14 protein-coding genes are annotated in these 19,041 nt (G+C 52.2%); 10 read left to right on the forward strand and 4 right to left on the reverse strand.

Going from position 1 to position 19,041, the window contains the following annotated elements; all coding sequences use genetic code 11:
- Window positions 1-10: 10 nt before the first annotated feature.
- Both F7R27_RS06020 and F7R27_RS06025 read right to left on the reverse strand, forming a co-directional pair.
- Entirely contained in the window at window positions 11-1,195 is a 1,185-nt protein-coding gene (locus F7R27_RS06020) for a DUF6498-containing protein (protein WP_151703331.1), read from the reverse strand.
- Window positions 1,182-2,087: a substrate-binding periplasmic protein gene (locus F7R27_RS06025; RefSeq protein ID WP_151703332.1), complete on the reverse strand. Its 906-nt coding sequence runs from the start codon at window positions 2,085-2,087 to the stop codon at window positions 1,182-1,184. Before F7R27_RS06025 ends, F7R27_RS06020 begins: the two co-directional genes overlap by 14 nt.
- Window positions 2,088-2,271: 184 nt before the next feature.
- Between F7R27_RS06025 and F7R27_RS06030 the strand changes: the two genes are divergently transcribed.
- Window positions 2,272-5,001, forward strand: a complete 2,730-nt coding sequence (locus F7R27_RS06030; RefSeq protein ID WP_151703333.1) for a cation-transporting P-type ATPase — start codon at window positions 2,272-2,274, stop codon at window positions 4,999-5,001.
- Between the two features lie 5 nt (window positions 5,002-5,006).
- Here F7R27_RS06030 and F7R27_RS06035 read toward each other — a convergent pair whose 3' ends face one another.
- Window positions 5,007-5,327, reverse strand: a complete 321-nt coding sequence (locus F7R27_RS06035) for a DUF3301 domain-containing protein (protein ID WP_151703334.1) — start codon at window positions 5,325-5,327, stop codon at window positions 5,007-5,009.
- Between the two features lie 133 nt (window positions 5,328-5,460).
- Between F7R27_RS06035 and F7R27_RS06040 the strand changes: the two genes are divergently transcribed.
- The 9 genes from F7R27_RS06040 to F7R27_RS06080 all read left to right on the forward strand — a co-directional run bounded on the left by F7R27_RS06040 (window position 5,461) and on the right by F7R27_RS06080 (window position 16,605).
- Window positions 5,461-6,939 carry a protein adenylyltransferase SelO gene (locus F7R27_RS06040; RefSeq protein WP_151703335.1) on the forward strand — a complete coding sequence of 493 codons (1,479 nt, stop codon included), beginning with the start codon at window positions 5,461-5,463 and terminating at the stop codon, window positions 6,937-6,939.
- Between the two features lie 67 nt (window positions 6,940-7,006).
- Window positions 7,007-7,771, forward strand: a complete 765-nt coding sequence (locus F7R27_RS06045; protein WP_151703336.1) for a DUF599 domain-containing protein — start codon at window positions 7,007-7,009, stop codon at window positions 7,769-7,771.
- A gap of 158 nt (window positions 7,772-7,929) precedes the next feature.
- A complete protein-coding gene (gene htpG / locus F7R27_RS06050) occupies window positions 7,930-9,849 on the forward strand; it encodes a molecular chaperone HtpG (RefSeq protein WP_151703337.1) in 1,920 nt (639 codons plus the stop codon).
- A gap of 181 nt (window positions 9,850-10,030) precedes the next feature.
- A complete protein-coding gene (locus F7R27_RS06055) occupies window positions 10,031-10,927 on the forward strand; it encodes a GGDEF domain-containing protein (protein ID WP_151703338.1) in 897 nt (298 codons plus the stop codon).
- 411 nt (window positions 10,928-11,338) lie between these two features.
- Entirely contained in the window at window positions 11,339-12,454 is a 1,116-nt protein-coding gene (locus F7R27_RS06060; protein ID WP_151703339.1) for an ABC transporter ATP-binding protein, read from the forward strand.
- 50 nt (window positions 12,455-12,504) lie between these two features.
- Window positions 12,505-13,605, forward strand: coding sequence for an extracellular solute-binding protein (locus tag F7R27_RS06065; RefSeq protein ID WP_151703340.1), 1,101 nt, complete (start codon window positions 12,505-12,507; stop codon window positions 13,603-13,605).
- A complete protein-coding gene (locus F7R27_RS06070) occupies window positions 13,574-14,884 on the forward strand; it encodes an ABC transporter permease (RefSeq protein WP_151703341.1) in 1,311 nt (436 codons plus the stop codon). The genes F7R27_RS06065 and F7R27_RS06070 overlap by 32 nt, the downstream gene beginning before the upstream one ends.
- 14 nt (window positions 14,885-14,898) lie before the next feature.
- Window positions 14,899-15,750: an ABC transporter permease gene (locus tag F7R27_RS06075; protein WP_151703342.1), complete on the forward strand. Its 852-nt coding sequence runs from the start codon at window positions 14,899-14,901 to the stop codon at window positions 15,748-15,750.
- A 162-nt stretch (window positions 15,751-15,912) separates the two neighbouring features.
- Window positions 15,913-16,605 carry a spermidine synthase gene (locus F7R27_RS06080; protein WP_151703343.1) on the forward strand — a complete coding sequence of 231 codons (693 nt, stop codon included), beginning with the start codon at window positions 15,913-15,915 and terminating at the stop codon, window positions 16,603-16,605.
- Between the two features lie 61 nt (window positions 16,606-16,666).
- On the opposite strand, the gene F7R27_RS06085 is transcribed toward F7R27_RS06080, so the two are convergent.
- Window positions 16,667-18,922 (reverse strand): arginine/lysine/ornithine decarboxylase, encoded by a 2,256-nt coding sequence (locus F7R27_RS06085; protein ID WP_151703344.1) that lies wholly within the window; start codon window positions 18,920-18,922, stop codon window positions 16,667-16,669.
- Window positions 18,923-19,041: the final 119 nt, after the last annotated feature.

Below are 19,041 nucleotides of genomic sequence, written 5' to 3' on the forward strand. Positions count from 1 at the left end.
CTCTTAATTATCATGTGGTGTTAATATTGGCTTGCGTTTTGGCTTTCAGCCGATTGCGGTGGTTCCGGTTGTGTTCGTAAAGGTCCAGTGCAGTTTTCATCGCGATCAGCAGAATCAGAACCGGGGCTATGCTGCCAGCATTACCAAGTAGAATCACGCCAGCACCCGCGATCAGTGCGACATGTAAAATCACAATGCGTCGATAGGGATCGGCCATGATGGATTCAGCCTTGCGACCGATATCCTCTTTGCCGATAAAGTTGTTCATGACGGTCGAGATGCCATGACTGATGACAAATGACAGCAGTGGCAGAGTCAGCAATGCCGGATACAAGGCGATGATGTTCCTGAACACTTCGGCGACCAATAGAAAAGGCATCAGGAGTATCAGCCCATCATCCGCGCCTGAGTTCAGTATTTCACTCTCGCCGACCAGCGTGGAGAGTGATAGCACGATCATTCCATGAACACCACAGAATGCGCTGTAGTGGAATGTGAAAAAAATCACGATGCCAATCGCCTTGATACCGCATGCATAGATCATGCGAACGATGGTATAGACCCCGATCACGATATTCTCAAGCCAGTAGAGCAGCAGCAGAGCGCCAGCATCCCATCCCAGAAAAATTACGCCAAACAGTGGGATAATGTTGGCAAGAATCAGCGCCTTGGCCGGGATACTGAGTGGGCCGGGAAAGAGTGCCTGTTTTATGCTGCCCTGTGTAAATGCTGACTGCTGCTCTGCCAGACTTGAGGGGGCTGCTTCTGTTCCAGGCTCATTCGCTTCGATCCGACTACCGGGCTTAGGGAGGGTCAGGGCTGACTCGACTGTCTCATGATCTATCTGAAGAGCGTCGGCGAAGTGATGTATCAGCCGACGTTCCTGAGCTGTAATGATGTTGTCATGCCGTGAGACAGCACTAAGCGCCAGAAACAACCTTTGGCGGAAAGCGGTTTTGGTGCCTGCAAAGTAATTTAATGCCTGATCCACCTGCAGATCGCAAACCTGCTTCTGAGGCAGGAGCGGCGGAAGCTGGTCCAGGGGGGCGAGCTTGATGCCTTGCTGATAAGCATCTGAGGCTGCTTGCTGTTGGCGATGCTCAGCCCAGGCAAAATGGCTGAGCAACAGCGCACAGTGCTGTCTAAGCTCTGCGGTAGTTGGTCTGTGGTGTGGTGAAGTGTCAGTGTTGTTCAACTGGATACTCCTCATCTGATGCGGTGAGGTGACTGTTCATACTGTCAGGAAACCATTGCACCTTGATGCGATCCAGTTCACCACTCGCGTTGAGATAATCCATGCCTTGGTCAAATACTTCAAGCAGATGAAGAGCATTTGGATTCTGCAGACTGGCTGCCGCAAACTCCATGGTTCTGCCGAAGGAGGGGAGCTTGGTGTAGATGTTGGGCTTACCGGCGTGATCCAGGGCATAGTCAAAATTGGTCTCGTAGCCGGCAAGTCCATCAATACGGCCAAGATCCAGCATCATGAACGCCTGAAGAATATTGCTCAGAGGGAATTTGTCTATCTGGTCATTGGCCTCCCATTCCAGGCCATAGTTCCAGCCACGTAACATGCCTATTGTCTGTCCTTCGAGCGACTTCAGTCCCTCCCAACTGATTGGTTTATCCGGCTGGGTATAGATGATGAATTCAACTTCATTGATGGGGTGTGTGGAGTAGTAAAAGTAGTTTGTACGCTCCTGATTGAAGCCGGTTGGAAATAGAATATCGATACTGCCCGCCTTGACCATCTCATAAGCGCGTGGCCAGGGCAGTATGTTCAGGTCTATCGTATATCCCTGACTGTGGTAGCTGGCGCGCAGCACATCCCAACTGAATCCCTGTAGACTGGTGGCATCCTCTCCCGGCGGGATGCTTTCCTCTATGAGGTCCTGAGCGTCTGATCTGGCAAAAGTCAGGGGAGGGTTATCTGTAAGAGTGGCAACTGACACGCGCAGCTTTTCTGATAGCGGTTCGTCAGATAGTTGTTCCTCAGCGACCAGTCCACCGGGGAGGAGCAGTACAGCCAGCAGAAGCAAGCAACTGAAGGGTCGAGTTGTTGTAACCCCGGTTGATTTCAGACTCATTGAATTGTCTGCCGTTATAATAGGTTACTGAAGTATAAAACAGTTGCTTGCCTGCGTGCAGAAAAACCAAAGCCTGATCTGTATCTATTAAATTTGACTTATATTCTCTGTATGCTGAGCTTATGGTTTTACAAGCGCTATGACTTGTCATTTTTACACATCTTCCGCAGGAGGCACATCAGGAATGACCCGCAAAGAACCCCCGTCAACTTCAGACAAACCGACCAGTTGGCACAACCTTTCTGCAGATGAAACGTTGACATCCTTGAAGGCGAATAAGCAGGGTTTGCCCGAGAGTGACTCTGTCGAGCGGTTGAGTCAGATCGGTCCCAATCGTCTTAAACCGCCCGTAAAGCAGAGTGGGTTAGCCCGCTTTATGCTGCAGTTTCATAATGTTTTGATCTATATCCTGTTGCTGGCTGCGGTCGGAACAGGCTTGATGCAGCATTGGGTGGATACCGGTGTGATTATCGGGGTGGTTGTAATCAATGCGCTGATCGGATTCATTCAGGAAGGCAAGGCAGAAAAAGCGCTGGACTCGATACGTAATATGCTCTCACCCAAAGCCAAGGTGCTGCGCAATGGGCATCCTGTAACGGTTGATTCAGAAACGCTGGTACCGGGTGATATCGTGATTTTGCAGGGTGGAGATCGTGTGCCTGCTGATCTGCGCCTGTTTGAAGCGCGCAATCTGCGCATAGATGAAGCGCTGCTGACAGGTGAGTCGGTGGCATCCGAGAAGGCTGTCGGTGCTGTGAAGCAGGATGCGGATCTTGGCGACCGTTTCTGCATGGCGTTTTCCGGCACGCTGGTCGCATTTGGCCGTGGCATGGGCGTCGTGGTGGAAACCGGCGAGCGTACGGAAATAGGTCGCATCAGCACTCTGCTGTCGGAAACCCAGAGTCTTACCACGCCACTGATTCGACAGATGGATGAGTTCGGGCGTCGGCTCAGCTTTGCCATCATGGCAATTGCTGCCCTGACTTTTGCTTTTGGTCTATGGGTGCGTGACTACTCGGCTATTGATATGTTTCTGGCTGCGGTCAGCCTGGCGGTGGCTGCTATTCCTGAAGGGCTTCCAGCCATCATGACCATTACCCTGGCCATAGGTGTGCAACGCATGGCACGTCGCAATGCGATTATTCGCAGGCTCCCTGCTGTGGAAACACTGGGGTCAGTCACAGAGATCTGCTCCGACAAGACCGGTACGCTGACACGCAATGAAATGACCGTACAGACAATCGTGACACGTGAGCGTGAATATCGTGTCAGTGGTGTAGGTTATGGGCCGCAGGGCGACTTCTATCTGGGCGAGGTGGATGTAGAACCGGGTGATACTGAGGAGGTTCTGGATGAGCTGCTGCAGGCGGCCCTGCTGTGCAATGAGGCTCATCTGGCAGAGCGCGATGGGCGTTGGGTGCTGGAGGGCGATCCGACAGAAGGTGCATTAATGGCAGTGTCCATGAAGTCTGGCCTTGATCCGGATCAGTTGCGAAAGGATCGCCCGCGTACCGACAGCATCCCCTTTGATTCCGCCCACAAGTTCATGTCCACGCTGCACCATGATCATGAGGGGCATGGTTACATTATCCTCAAAGGCGCACCTGAACGGGTTCTGGAGCGATGCACCAGTCAACGGATGCTGGATGGTGATGCACCGCTGGACAGCGAGTTCTGGCATCAGCAGATGGAGCTGGTGGCAGCACATGGACAGCGCTTGTTGGCGATAGCAGCGCGCCGCACCGCACAGGAACATGTTGAGCTGAATTTTGCTGATCTTGAAACGGATATGGTACTGCTGGGTCTGGTCGGTATCATCGACCCGCCACGTGAAGAGGCAATAGTCGCTGTGCGCCAGTGTCACGAAGCCGGTATTCGTGTGCGCATGATTACAGGGGATCATGCAGCAACGGCGCTGGCAATAGGTAGTGAGCTGGGTATTGGCGATGGTAAGCAGGCGCTGATCGGTCAGGAGATTGAGGCGATGACCGATCAGGAGCTGCAGGAGCGGGCGCGTGATATCGAGGTATTTGCGCGCACGACACCTGAGCATAAGCTGCGTCTGGTCAAGGCACTGCAGGCGGATCAGCAGGTGGTGGCGATGACAGGCGATGGTGTCAATGATGCGCCAGCCCTTAAGCGGGCGGATGTCGGGATCTCAATGGGGATGAAAGGGACAGAAGCTGCCAAAGAAGCATCGGAGATGGTGCTGGCAGATGATAACTTTGCCTCCATTGCTCATGCCGTTGAAGAGGGGCGGACGGTTTATGACAATCTGAAAAAAGCGATCCTGTTTATCCTGCCGACCAATGGTGGTCAGGCGTTTACCATTGTAGCAGCGATCTTTCTTGGGCTGGCGCTGCCACTGGAGCCGGTTCAGGTGCTCTGGGTCAATATGGTGACCGCGGTCACACTGGCGCTGGCACTGGCGTTTGAACCACCGGAGCCAGGACTGATGACAAGGCAGCCGAGGCGCCCGAACTCACCGCTGTTGAGTGGTTTTCTGGTCTGGCGGGTGCTGTTTGTGTCGGTACTGCTCGTCGCTGGAACATTTGGCCACTTTTACTGGATGCTGGAGCTGCAGGGTGCCAGTGAGGCTCTGGCCAGAACCACGGCGATCAACACACTGGTGGTGGCGCAGATGTTCTACCTGATCAACAGTCGCTATATTCTGGAATCTGTTCTGAATCGAAATGGTCTGCTGGGCAGTCGCCCGGTTCTTTTGGCGATCAGTATTCTGGTGGTGCTGCAGTTGCTATTCACCTACGCAGGGCCTTTCCAGTTCCTGTTCAACACGGTCGCCATCGGCTTTGATGAGTGGGTGAGGATACTGATTTTCGGTGTGTGCCTGATGCTGGTGGTTGAAGCGGAAAAGGCGATACTACGACCTCGGCTGGATCGCAGTAACACCTGAACCGGTTATTCGAATCGGTGAGGGTCCACCTGCAGACTGGTGACGCGGTGTCCGAGCAGAATGATTCTGCCCTGATACCGCTCATCACCGGTGGAGGTGAATTCAAACAGATAGCTGCGCCAGAGGTGCAGCCGACCGTCATCACCACGTTTAAACCAGAAGCCGCGCAGTGCGATACTCTCATCCAACAGTTGCAGATCCATGCTGGCGCAATAGCGTTTAACATGGCGCAGAGCCAGCTCCTTCATTTTCAATCCCTGCCACCATTGCAGCAGGATGAACAGAATCAGTGCCAGCCAGAAAAGGTCGCGCAGTTCAACAAACACCGGTTTCTGTCTCCCTGCCAGAAGCCACTGTGAGTGGCTGTACAGTGCAAATAGCCCTGATAATCATACGATGATAATTCCTGAGTAAAATGATAAGGTATAGACAGGACTCAACAGAAGATGGATACACGATATGGCTTCACATCATCACACTCTGGAGCAGCTTAATTTCGATAACAGCTATGCCAGGCTGCCTGAAACCTGGTATCAGCGCACCCAGATTCAGCCGCTGAAAAACGCCCATCTTATCAGCTTTAATCCTCAGGTTGCATCTCTTCTGGATCTTGATCCCTGCCGAGTGAACCCAGACCAGCTGGCTTATTATTTTGGTGGTGGGGGAGTGCTGCCTGGCACTGAACCACTTGCGATGAAATATACCGGTCACCAGTTCGGTGTCTATAACCCGCAGTTGGGTGATGGTCGTGGATTGCTATTGGGGGAGGTGTTGAATCATAAGGGTGTGCGCTGGGATCTGCATCTTAAAGGGGCAGGGCGCACCGCCTTTTCCCGCTTTGGTGATGGCCGTGCGGTATTGCGCTCCAGCATTCGTGAGTATCTGGTCAGCGAAGCGATGCATGGGCTCGGTATTCCGACCACGAGAGCCCTGTGTCTGATCGGCAGCGAAGAGTATACGATGCGTCAGGGCATGGAACCCTGTGCCATGCTGCTTCGTGTTACCCGGTCGCATATCCGATTCGGGCACTTTGAGTATTTCTACTACAGTAACCGTCATGATGAGCTGGCTCAGTTGGCTGATTACTGTATTGAGCGCTACTACCCTGAATGCAGGCAGGCCGAGAACCCGGTCAGCGCCATGTTGGATGAGGTGATTGAACGGACCGCCAGGCTGGTGGCACAGTGGCAGAGCTATGGTTTTGTGCATGGTGTGTTGAACACGGATAACATGTCGATTCTGGGTGAAACCTTCGACTATGGCCCTTATACCTTCATGGATGAATACAAGCCTTCTCTGGTCAGTAACAGTAATGATCATGACGCGCGTTATGCCTTTGAGCGTCAGCCAGCGATTGTGATGTGGAATCTGGCTTGTCTGGCGCAGGCGCTGTTACCACTGGTCCCCCGGGAAGAGTTGGAAGCGCATCTGGACAGTTTTCAGGCACGATTTGAGACCCACGAGCTGGATATTAAACGTCGCCGCCTGGGATTGCTGACTCATCAACCGGGTGATGATGAATTGATTGTCAATCTCTGGCAATTGATGGCTGATCAGCGTCTTGATCTCAACCGTCTGCTGCGAGCTCTGGCACAGTTTCATCCCTCGCAACCGGAAAGCCGCACCGCCGCATTGTCTCTGACATCGGCCGAACAGCCCTTGAGCGCCTGGCTGGATCGCTATGCTGATCGCATCGCTCTGGAAGCTGCCAGTCAACCAATACGCCGACAACAGATGCATGCCATGAATCCGCTGTTTGTTCTGCGTAACTATATGGCCGAAGAGGCGATACGTGCTGCGACTCAGGGGGATTATCGTCTGGTGAATGAGCTGCTGGGGCTGCTGCGTCACCCGGGCCAGCACAATGATGACATGATCCAGTATGCGTCAACACCACCGGACTGGGCTGCGGGTATCTGTTTGAGTTGTTCATCCTGAAGTGATTCGACAGGGTTTATGTTTTACTATATTGCAAAAGCTTATTTGCGGATGATGAGTAGACTGAATGGAAGATCTGCTGATTTTTATTGGAGGAAACTGGCTGAACCTGACGGCGTTGGCCTGGTTTCTGATCTGCTTCAATGGCTATATGAACTATGCCAGGGCCAAGAGCTATAACACCCCCTGTCTGGCCAGCATTCTGCACCTCTACCGCACCGAGTGGATGCGCCATATGCTGATGCGCGAAAACCGCATCACCGATACCACTGCTGTTGCAAATCTTGAGCGCAGCGTATCTTTCTTTGCCTCCACAACAATACTGGTGCTGGCTGGTCTGATCACCGTTTTCAGTGCCATGGACAAGGCTATTACACTGGTCGCGGAAATCCCCTTTGCCTATCCTGCGACCAAGGAGGAGCTTGAGCTGAAGCTGCTGGTGATGGTAATTCTGTTTGTGTTCGCATTTTTCAAATTCACCTGGAGTCTGCGTCAGTACGGTTTTGTTTCCGTGATGATCGGTGGTGCACCCATGCCTCAGGAAGGCGTTGATCGGCGCGCGAATGAAGCGCATGCCGCACGTATCGCAAAGATGTCGTCGATGGCAGCCAATAATTTCAATCTTGGATTGCGCTCCTACTATTTCAGCATTCCGGTCCTGAGCTGGATGATCAACCCCTGGTTGTTCATGGTGCTGTCTGTGGTGATTGTTTTTGTGCTATATCGCCGTGAGTTTGCCTCCTCCACGCTGAAAACCCTGATGATGAGTTCGGAGTTGAACCCAGAGCTTTATGATCGCCGTCAAGACGATAAATCCATGGGTGGTCTCTGAAAAGGGACTACTTGCTTTATCTTCCCAGTTATTGCCCTTGAAAAAACACGGGTCTTACCCCATATCCTCAGCACGTAGCAGAATTTTCAGTGTACATGCCATGTGCATGTATGTTTTTTGAACAGAACGACTGCAGTGATTGATTGGGTAATAGATCTATGAGCATAGAAACTCAGAAAGAAACACTTGGCTTCCAGACCGAAGTAAAACAGCTTCTGCACTTGATGGTGCACTCTCTGTATTCCAATAAAGAGATCTTTTTGCGTGAGCTGATCTCCAATGCGTCAGATGCGGCTGAGAAACTTCGTTTTGAAGCGCTTTCCAACGCCGACCTCTATGAAGGTGATGGTGATCTGAGAGTGCGTGTGGAGTTCGACAAGGACGCCCGCACCGTCACGATAGAAGATAACGGCATCGGTATGAGTCGCCAGGAGGTCGTGGACCATCTGGGAACTATTGCCAAGTCTGGTACGGCCGGATTCATGTCCAATCTGACTGGCGATCAGGCAAAAGACAGCCAGTTGATCGGCCAGTTTGGTGTCGGTTTCTACTCCTCCTTCATCGTTGCCGACAAGGTTGATGTGTACTCTCGCCGCGCCGGTTTGCCTGTCACAGAAGGTGTGCACTGGTCCTCTGCCGGTGAGGGTGAGTTCTCCATCGCCACTATCGAGAAATCCAGCCGTGGTACCCGCATTGTGCTGCATCTGAAAGAGGCTGAAAGCGAATTCGCAGATGGCTGGCGCCTGCGTTCACTGGTACGCAAGTACTCAGACCATATCGCCGTGCCAGTGCAGATGCTGAAAGAAGCGACGCCTGTTGAAGAAGAGGGCGAGGAAGCCAAAGCCGAGCCTGTGATCGAATATGAGAACGTCAACAGTGCGACAGCCCTGTGGACGCGCAGTAAAAATGATGTCAGTGATGAAGACTATCAGGCCTTTTACAAGCATATCTCGCATGACTTCAGAGACTCCCTGGCATGGTCGCATAACAAGGTTGAAGGCAATCTCGAGTACACCAGCCTGCTGTATGTACCGGAAAATGCACCCTACGATCTCTGGAACCGTGATGTACCGCGCGGCCTGAAGCTCTATGTACAACGCGTATTCATCATGGATCAGGCTGACCAGTTTTTGCCGTTGTATCTGCGTTTCATTCGCGGGGTGGTAGACACCAACAATCTGTCGTTGAACGTATCACGTGAGATTCTGCAGAAGGACCCGAATGTCGATAAACTGCGCTCGGCCTTGACCAAGCGTGTTCTGGATATGCTGAGTAAACTGGCTAAGGACGATACCGAGAAGTACAACAACTTCTGGAAAGAGTTTGGCCAGGTTTTGAAGGAAGGTCCAGCAGAGGATTATGCCAACCGCGAGAAGGTCCTCAAACTGCTGCGCTTTGCGTCCACACATGAAGGCAAGCCTGAGCAGACGGTTGCGCTGGAAGACTATGTGGCGCGAATGAAAGAGGGCCAGGATAAGATCTACTATGTGGTTGCAGACTCCTTCAATGCCGCTAAAAACAGCCCGCACCTTGAGATTTTCCGCAAGAAAGGGATCGAAGTGCTGTTGCTCAGCGATCGTATCGATGAGTGGATGATGAGCCAGTTGTTTGATTTCGATGGCAAGTCTTTCCAGGATGTGGCCAAGGGTGAACTGAACCTGGGTGATATCGAGTCGGAAGAGGACAAGAAACATCAGGAAGAGGCCAGCAAGCAGCTGGAAGGGCTGATTGAGCGACTCAACAAGGTGTTGGAAGGGCGCGTATCCAATGTGCGTGTCACGCACCGCCTGACGGATTCGCCTGCGTGCCTGGTGCTGGGTGACTATGATATGGGGCTGCAGATGCGCAAGATCATGGAAGCGGCGGGTCAGAAGGTGCCCGACAGCAAGCCCGTTTTTGAGGTGAATCCCGAGCATCCGCTGATTCAGAAACTCGATCAGGAGGGCATCGAAGACCGTTTCTCGGAGTTGGCGCTGGTACTGTTTGATCAGGCCGAGCTGGCTGCTGGTGGTCAGTTGGATGATCCGGCGAGCTATGTGGCACGCCTAAACAAACTGCTGCTGGAACTGAGTGCCTGATAAAAAACTGTTTGCAGCAGATTCATGACAGCCACCTTCGGGTGGCTTTTTTGCTTATGTCCAGGGATGGACGGTATGCTGGCAATGCAGGAGCAATTGCCAGCGATGTGTTTCCTTTTTTGGCAATATGGTTTAATTTGCTTGAAGACAGACTATTTTGATAACCGGTTTGGAGTAAGAAATGTCTGAAAATAAAAAGGCTTTACTCAATCAGTTCGATGCTCTGCTGGCGGTGACCACCGATATGGTTCTGTTGCTCAAGGATGACAGAGTGATAGGTGCCAGTGCCGGCGACCAGGAATGGCTTGATGCCAGTCTATTGGTTGAAAAAAAACTGACTGACATCCTGCCTCAGGATATGGCCAGTTATTTCAGTGAGCTTGGCAAGAAGGCGTTTGAATCTGGCGAGACAGTCTATGCGGACTATGCATTTCGTCCGGAGCATATGCCCTATTTCAGCGAGCTTGGTATGCCTGAGCCGATTGCGTACAAGGGTCGGATGCGGGCAGCAGACAATAATGTGATTGTCTGGGTATCCAAGAATATGAATGATCGCAAGAAGCTTGAGCGTAAGATCACGCATCAGGCGCAGCGAGACTCACTGACTGGCGCCTATAACCGCCGAGCTCTGTTGCCGGTGCTGGAGCAGAATGTGGCTCAGTCGATTCGTTATGACGGCATCTGCAGTCTACTGTTGATCGACATCGATAACTTCAGTGACATAAACGATCAGTTTGGCTGGGATGCCGGGGATCAGCTTTTGCGGCAGATTGTGACCGAGCTTCACCGTATGAAACGTACGTCTGATTTCCTGGCACGCTACGGGGATGACCAGTTGGCACTGTTTCTGTCTGAAACCAACCATGAGCAGGCGATGCTGGCTGGTGAGCGTGTCAGACGCCTGGTGCATGAGCTGGAGGTGCCCTACCCGACAGGCAATCTCAAGTGTACCGTCAGTGTTGGTGTATCCACAATTCTCGGGCTGGAGGATACTGCTCCGGATATGCTCAAGCGCATTGAAGAAAACCTGGCAGTTGCCCGGCAAAGTGGTGGCAACCGAGTTGAAGGGGAGGGGTGAGGAGCTCCAGGCTCTCCTGTCCTCTGTTTTCTCTTTTGTTAACAGGGCCAAGTTTTTGACTGGCCCTGATACCCATGCCCCATGCAATCTGTCGTTGACTCGTAACACATATTCCTGCCATTTATGGTTGCAAAATCCTTCCGTCTGAACCATCTTTAAATGTGACTGATTATTAATATTAAACGGAATGGAAAAATTCCTTTTAGTATCATGTAATTATAAAAATTATACAAAATGTCGGTACTTTTATACAAAGTGTCGTTTGCAGCCAGCACCCCGGTTGTACTATCAATCATATTCAGATATGTTTCTTGTAAGAACAATAATTACGACTGTGCTACTGAGCTGTTTTGTCAGTTCAGGCTTGTTTGGTCGATCTGCCCAGCCCAATAGTCGGGAGGAGAACTACCAATGGAAACACCGACCAATACGGATCGGAAAGGCAAGAAAAAATCCTTCGTGGTTTTTGACAGTGTGCAAAAAACCTACGATGGTGAATCTCTGGTTGTAAAGAATTTCAACCTGGATATGGATCAGGGGGAGTTCATAACACTGCTTGGGCCGTCTGGTTCAGGCAAAACCACCTGTCTGATGATGATGGCTGGTTTTGAAGTCCCGACACATGGGCAGATACTGCTCGATGGTGTACCCATCACCCGTTTACCGCCGCACAAGCGAGGAATTGGGATGGTGTTTCAGAACTACGCCCTCTTTCCTCACATGACCGTCGCCGAAAACCTCGCTTTCCCTCTGCAAGTCCGCAATATGAACAAATCTGATGTCACCGCCAAAGTGAAACGTGCCCTGAGCATGGTTCGCCTGGACAACTTCGGTGATCGTCGTCCAGCTCAGTTATCCGGTGGTCAGCAACAGCGTGTTGCCGTTGCACGTGCACTGGTGTTTGAGCCGGAGCTGGTATTGATGGACGAGCCTCTGGGTGCGCTTGATAAGAACCTGCGCGAAGAGATGCAGTTCGAGATCAAGCATATCCATGATCAGCTGGGCGTCAGCATGATCTATGTGACACATGATCAGTCAGAAGCACTGACCATGTCGGATCGTATCGCCGTATTTGATGACGGCATCGTACAGCAGCTCGCTTCACCCGAAGCGCTGTATGAAGCCCCCGAAAATGCGTTTGTCGCGAGCTTCATCGGTGAAAACAACGCTTTTGTTGGCGATGTACTGGAGCTGAGCGAGCAGGAGGCCTCGGTCAAACTGCCTACCGGTCAGGTGGTGCGTGCACTGCCGGTTAACGTATCAGGTAAGGGGCAGAAAAGCACCCTGTCACTTCGCCCTGAGCGCGTTGTGATCAACCCCGAACCCGGGACTCAACCTAATATTCTGGATGCCGTGGTGCACGAGGTGATCTATATGGGTGATCACCTCAGAACCCGTTTTTCCGTCGCCGGAAACGATAATTTCATTGTAAAAACCCCTAACTCTTTCGGTGTCAGCCGTCATAAGGCGGGAGACAAGATAACAGTTGGATGGAACGTAAGTGACTGTCGCGCATTAGATGCGTGAATCGAAACACAGGCATATGCCTTAACAAAAACAACATGCAGGAGCTACACATGAAAAAATCTTTTCGTAAATCCGCTTTGACGGCTGCCGTGATGCTCGGCACTTTGGGTGTCGTATCTGCGGCTCAGGCTCAGCAACCCTTGAACGTTGTATCCTGGGGCGGTGCATATACCATGAGTCAGGAAGAGGCTTACTCCAAGCCCTGGACTGAAAAAACCGGACAGCGTATTGTCAATATCGACCGTTCTGCGACAGGTCTGGCAGGTCTGCGTGCACAGGTTGAAGCCGGAAACGTGACCTGGGATCTGGTGGATATGCTGCCAGCTGATGCCAAGATCGCCTGCGCTGAAGGCCTGATCGAAATACTGGATCATGATGAGCTGCTGTCTCCGGCACCGGATGGAACGCCTGCGAGCCAGGATTTTGTCCCAGGCGCACTTGATGAGTGCTTTGTAGCCACTATCGTTTACTCCAACATCGTTGCCTTCAACACCGAGATGTTCCCTGCAGATAAGCAGCCATCCAAGATAGCCGATATCTTCGATCTGGAAAACTACCCAGGCATGCGTTCACTGCAGCGTCGCCCGATCAATAACCTGGAGTGGGCACTGCTGGCAGATGGCGTACCGCATGATGAAGTTTACGAGATGCTGACCACTGAAGCGGGTCTGGAGCGTGCATTCGCCAAACTGGATACCATTAAAGATAACACCATCTGGTGGTCTGAGGGTGCACAGCCACCACAGCTGCTCGCAGATAAGGAAGTGGCCTTTGCATCAGCCTATAACGGTCGTATCTTTGATGCTCAGGTAAATGAAAACCAGCCATTCGAAATCATCTGGGACGGTCAGGTATTCGAGTTGGATGGTTGGGTAGTGCCACGTGGCAAGATGGATGTTGCCAAGGACTTCCTGCGCTTCTCCACCGATACAGAGCGTAACGCTGCTCAGGCGAGTTACATCTCTTATGGTCCTGCCCGTATGAGTGCGGCTGGGTTGGTTGGTCAGCATATTCCAACTGGAATTGAGATGACTCCTCATATGCCAACCTACGAGCCTAACTTTGCAACGGCTCTGCCAAAAGATGATGAATTCTGGGCTGACTATCAGGATGAACTGAATGAGCGTTTCGATGCCTGGCTCGCAAACTAATCCCGAATCAGGGGTTGTCGGCAGCGGCGGTGCGACAGCACCGCTGCTCGCCGCAGATGGGCGCCCGTTGAAGGTCAGCCTTCGTCGGGCAATGTTCAAAAACAAGGCAAGAGCGTTACTGCTGGTATCGCCTCTGCTGATCTTTCTTTTTGTTGCTTTCGTCATGCCGATCTTCAGCATGCTGACACGAAGTGTCGAAAGTAATGAAGTGATTACGCTGCTGCCCAACACCGCCATGGCAGTTCAGGCCTGGGATGGTGAAGGACTGCCCGACGAGTTGACCTTTGCTGCATTGGCGGGGGATCTCAAGCAGGGACAGATAGATCGTAATCTGGGCCGGGTGGCGAGCCGACTGAATTATGAGTATTCAGGCATGCGCTCAACCATTACAGGTACAGCACGACGGATAACCAATCTGGAAAATCCGGAATCCTGGAAAGAGACACTGATTGATATCAACAGTAACTGGGCAGACACGGGTGTCTGGCGGGTTATCAAGCGTGAGTCATCAGGCTACACCCTGAGCTATTACCTTGCTGCAATGGATATGCGTTATGACGAGGAGGGTAAAATCGTTCGGCAGCCTGAAACACGCAGGGTCTATGTTGATTTGATGATCAAAACGCTCTGGATGAGCATTCTGATCACTTTCATGTGCTTCATACTGGGCTATCCTGTGGCATTTCTGTTGGCCAGTCTACCGTTGAGCACCTCTAATCTGCTGATGATGATGGTACTGTTGCCGTTCTGGACCTCTTTGCTGGTGCGAACGACAAGCTGGATCGCCATTTTGCAGAGTCAGGGAGTTCTGAACAATATTCTGGTGGCGATAGGTGTTGTGGACGATAACAACAGGCTTCAGCTGATCTATAACCAGATAGGTACTATAGTGGCGATGACGCATATCCTGCTGCCGTTCATGATTCTGCCTTTGTATTCAGTAATGAAGAGTATTTCACCGTCTTATATGCGCGCTGCACGCTCAATGGGTGCAACGGGCTATACCGCCTTCAGGCGGGTTTATTTCCCGCAAACACTGCCGGGAATAGGCGCTGGTGCGATACTGGTGTTCATACTGGCGATCGGTTATTACATTACACCGGCGCTGGTGGGTGGTGAGTCTGGCCGCTTTATCACCAACTTCATTGCATACCATATGCAGGTATCACTGAACTGGGGACTGGCTGCTGCGATAGCCTCGATACTGCTTGGAGCTGTTATCATGCTGTATCTGCTCTATAACCGCATCGTCGGTTCAGATAATCTGAAACTGGGTTAGGGGAGGAACTACCTATGGCAGTACCTGCCTACGCAACACCTGCAGAAAGGGTCTGGTATTACGCCTTCAGAATAATCTGTGGTCTGATCTTCTGTTTTCTGGTCGGGCCACTGTTCATCATTATTCCGTTGAGCTTCAATGCCGAGCCTTACTTCTCCTTTACCCAGAAGATGCTGACACTGGATCCGGAAGGGTTTTCACTGAGGTGGTATCAGGACTTCTTCACCTCAGCTGCCTGGCTGCACTCGATCAAGAACAGTATCATCATTGCTGTAGCCTCGACGATACTGGCTACCGTGCTTGGCACTATTGCGGCACTGGGCTTGTCCAGCCGCTTCATGCCCTATCGCTCGGTGGTGATGGCGATACTGATCTCGCCGATGATCGTACCGGTGATCATCTCAGGTGCAGGTATGTTCTTTTTCTTCTCCAGCATAGGTATTGCACAGACCTATCTGGGGGTGATACTGGCGCATACCGCACTGGGTATACCCTTTGTCGTGATTACGGTGACGGCCACTTTGACTGGCTTTGACCAGAGTCTGATCAGGGCGGCTGCATCCATGGGCGCGAACCCGACTACTACCTTCTTTAAGGTGATATTGCCACTGGTATTGCCAGGGGTGATTTCGGGAGCGTTGTTTGCCTTTGCAACCTCGTTCGATGAGGTGGTGGTGGTGCTGTTCATCTCGGGTCCAGCTCAGTCAACCATGCCGATTCAGATGTGGTCGGGTATTCGTGAGTCGATCAGTCCGACGATACTGGCGGTGGCTACCATTCTGGTGCTGCTGTCGATCGCGATGCTGACAACGGTGGAGCTGTTACGCCGCCGCTCTGAAAAGATTCGCGGTATCTCACCGGGTTGATCAGCATTATCCATTTAGAAAGCGGGCTTGGCCCGCTTTATTTATTTGTACTCTGCTCAGGTCTGTGGGACCGGCTGAGTGATTTTTCTCGACCTTGCCAGCCGAGCGGGTTAGCATTGCCGCCCGGTACTTCTGCCAACTGATTCAAATTTTTGAGGCTCCATGAAACCCACCATCCTGCTGGGCACAGCCCTGATTCCGGACACCCGAACCGAACTGAAGCTCTATTCCCATGATGGTGAGTTTTCCATCAAGATACCCGGTCGGGGTGAGTTGATGAACACGCGTGTGCATGGGTCAGAAATTGCCTTGGCTGAACTGGCCTGCGAGCGTATGGCAGAGAAGCAGACTCCAAGGGTGTTGGTTGGCGGTCTGGGCATGGGCTTTACCCTGGCGGCTGCTTTGAAATCTGCAGGCCCGAGCGCCGAGGTTGTCGTTGCAGAGCTGGTGCCTGAGGTGGTTGAGTGGAATCGTACTCTGATGGGCGAAGCATCGGGTCATCCGCTGTCGGACCCGCGCAGTAAGGTACATGTTGGGGATGTGGCAGAGCTGATCCGTTCAGAAAAGGATGGGTTCGATGCCATCATGCTGGATGTCGATAACGGCCCGGAAGCGATGATTCGCCGTGAGAACAATTGGCTGTATACCATTGCAGGGCTTGAGGCGGCGCATGATGCCTTACGCCCGGGTGGTGTGTTGGCAGTGTGGTCTGCCGGACCCGATCAGATGTTCAAGGCGCGTTTGCACCATGCTGGATTCAAGGTGGAAGAGAAAATTGTCAGGCCGAACAAGTCCGGCAAGGGATCGCGTCACTATATCTGGGTAGGTACGTCAAGAGTCAAGCCAAGAGTCTGATGTGCAGGGGAGCTGTATGTAAAGAGAGCGGCAGGAGTAACACTCCTGCCGCTGATGAGGATCAGTCTTTGACGACATCCACGAAGTAGGCGTCTTTTCCATCTACATTTTCACGCACCAGTCCGTGAACGTCGGTTTCAAACCCCGGGAACATGGCATTGAAATCACGTGCGAACTCCAGGTAGCGCAAGATCGATTTATTGAATCGCTCGCCAGGAACCAGTAGCGGTATGCCCGGTGGGTAGGGTGTTACCAGCATGGCTGTGACTCTGCCCTCCAGCTCATCTATTGATACTCGCTCCACATCACGATGCGCCATGCGCGCCCAGGCATCAGCCGGTGTCATGGCAGGCTCGATCTCAGACAGATACATCTCGGTAGTCACACGGGCAACATCATACTCTTTGTAGACGTTGTGAATCTGATTACACAGATCACGCAGTCCGATCCGCTCATAGGCAGGATGCTTGCGGGCAAACTCCGGCATCACGCGCCACATCGGCTGGTTATGATCATAGTCATCCTTGAACTGCTGCAGCTCGGTGACCATTGAGTTCCAGCGGCCCTTGGTAATGCCGATCGTGAACATGATGAAGAAGGAGTAGAGGCCTGTCTTCTCAATGATGATACCGTGCTCTGCCAGATACTTGCTGACTATGGCGGCTGGGATACCCTGCTCATCAAACTGACCTTCAAGATTCAGGCCCGGTGTGATGATGGTGGCTTTGATCGGGTCGAGCATGTTGAAGCCTGATTCGATCTCCCCGAAGCCGTGCCATTTATCATCCGTGTGTATCACCCAGTCATCGCGATCACCGATCCCTTCCTCGACAAGGTCATCCGGCCCCCAGACCTGGAACCACCAGTCACCTTCACCAAACTCCAGATCCACCTTGCGCATGGCGCGGCGGAAGTCGAGGGCTTCCAGAATGGACTCCTCAACCAGTGCCTTGCCACCGGGAGGTTCCATCATCGCCGCAGCGACATCGCAGGAGGCTATGATGGCATATTGGGGGCTGGTGGATGAGTGCATCAGGTAGGATTCATTGAAGCGGTGCGTATCCAGTTTGCGCTTGGTACCATCCTGCACCAGAATCTGGGACGCCTGGGAGAGGCCCGCCAGCAGCTTATGAGTAGACTGGGTGGCAAATACCAGCGTATCTTCAGAACGCGGGCGGTTTTCACCGATCGCATGCATATTGTGATAGAAGGGATGGAAGGTGGCATGCGGTAGCCAGGCTTCATCAAAATGCAGCGTATCGATGCTGTCCCCAAGCATCGACTTGATCGTTTCCACGTTATACAGCACGCCATCGTAGGTGCTTTGAGTGATAGTCAGAATACGTGGTTTTTTGTTCTTTGCCTTGCGGGCAAAGGGGTTCTGTTCAATCTTGCGAAGGATGGTTTCAGGATCGAACTCGGATTTGGGGATAGGTCCTATGATGCCGTAATGGTTCCGGGTCGGCATCAGAAAGACAGGTACGGCTCCGGTCATAATGATGGAGTGCAGTATCGATTTGTGACAGTTACGGTCGACGATAACGATATCGCCCGGTGCCACGGTTGAATGCCAGACCATCTTGTTGGAGGTGGAGGTACCGTTGGTGACAAAGAACAGATGATCACAATTGAAAATACGGGCGGCATTGGCTTCGCTGGCGGATACAGGGCCGGTATGATCCAGCAACTGCCCGAGTTCGTCCACGGCATTACAAACATCGGCACGCAGCAGGTTTTCACCAAAAAACTGGTGGAACATCTGCCCGACCGGACTCTTCAGAAATGCCACGCCGCCGGAGTGTCCGGGGCAGTGCCAGGAGTAGGAGCTGTCACTGGCATAGGCCATCAATGCCTGGAAGAAAGGCGGTGCCAGGCAGTCCAGATACTTGCGTGCTTCGCGGATGATATGGCGTGCCACAAACTCCGGTGTATCCTCGAACATATGAATAAATCCGTGCAGTTCGCGCAGGATATCGTTCGGAATATGACGTGAAGTGCGTGTTTCACCGTATAGAAAAATCGGAATGTCGGCATTTCGTTTGCGTACTTCTGCAATGAAGTTTCGGACAGCTGTCAGGGCTATGCCGACATCTTCATCACTGCCACCGCCGAACTCTTCATCGTCGATCGACAGAATAAAACAGGATGCACGGCTGGCCTGCTGGGCAAAGGAGGTCAGGTCGCCGTAGCTGGTAAAGCCGACAACCTCCATCCCTTCGCTGCTGATTGCCTGGGCAAGGTCACGGATACCGGAACCTGAGATGTTTTCGGAGCGAAAATCTTCGTCAATGATGATGACGGGAAAACGAAATTTCATCAATGCTGCCTGTTGTCGGTGGTTGAGAAGTCATATTCACCTGTGAATGTTACAGACGTATTCTACAGACAGAATTCTTAACTGGAAACGAATAGTCTCTGCCCAGTTTAAACAGGTCG

It is taken from the genome of Nitrincola alkalilacustris (genome assembly GCF_008973755.1).
In the GTDB taxonomy this organism is placed as follows: domain Bacteria; phylum Pseudomonadota; class Gammaproteobacteria; order Pseudomonadales; family Balneatricaceae; genus Nitrincola; species Nitrincola alkalilacustris.

Excerpts from the sequence above, each read along its gene's own strand:
- F7R27_RS06065 (WP_151703340.1), top strand. The coding sequence starts at position 12,505 with ATGAAAAAATCTTTTCGTAAATCCGCTTTGACGGCTGCCGTGATGCTC.
- F7R27_RS06070 (WP_151703341.1), top strand. The coding sequence starts at position 13,574 with ATGAGCGTTTCGATGCCTGGCTCGCAAACTAATCCCGAATCAGGGGTT.
- F7R27_RS06060 (WP_151703339.1), top strand. The coding sequence starts at position 11,339 with ATGGAAACACCGACCAATACGGATCGGAAAGGCAAGAAAAAATCCTTC.
- F7R27_RS06080 (WP_151703343.1), top strand. The coding sequence starts at position 15,913 with ATGAAACCCACCATCCTGCTGGGCACAGCCCTGATTCCGGACACCCGA.
- F7R27_RS06030 (WP_151703333.1), top strand. The coding sequence starts at position 2,272 with ATGACCCGCAAAGAACCCCCGTCAACTTCAGACAAACCGACCAGTTGG.
- F7R27_RS06085 (WP_151703344.1), bottom strand. The coding sequence starts at position 18,922 with ATGAAATTTCGTTTTCCCGTCATCATCATTGACGAAGATTTTCGCTCC.
- F7R27_RS06025 (WP_151703332.1), bottom strand. The coding sequence starts at position 2,087 with ATGAGTCTGAAATCAACCGGGGTTACAACAACTCGACCCTTCAGTTGC.
- F7R27_RS06040 (WP_151703335.1), top strand. The coding sequence starts at position 5,461 with ATGGCTTCACATCATCACACTCTGGAGCAGCTTAATTTCGATAACAGC.
- F7R27_RS06075 (WP_151703342.1), top strand. The coding sequence starts at position 14,899 with ATGGCAGTACCTGCCTACGCAACACCTGCAGAAAGGGTCTGGTATTAC.
- F7R27_RS06045 (WP_151703336.1), top strand. The coding sequence starts at position 7,007 with ATGGAAGATCTGCTGATTTTTATTGGAGGAAACTGGCTGAACCTGACG.
- F7R27_RS06055 (WP_151703338.1), top strand. The coding sequence starts at position 10,031 with ATGTCTGAAAATAAAAAGGCTTTACTCAATCAGTTCGATGCTCTGCTG.
- htpG (WP_151703337.1), top strand. The coding sequence starts at position 7,930 with ATGAGCATAGAAACTCAGAAAGAAACACTTGGCTTCCAGACCGAAGTA.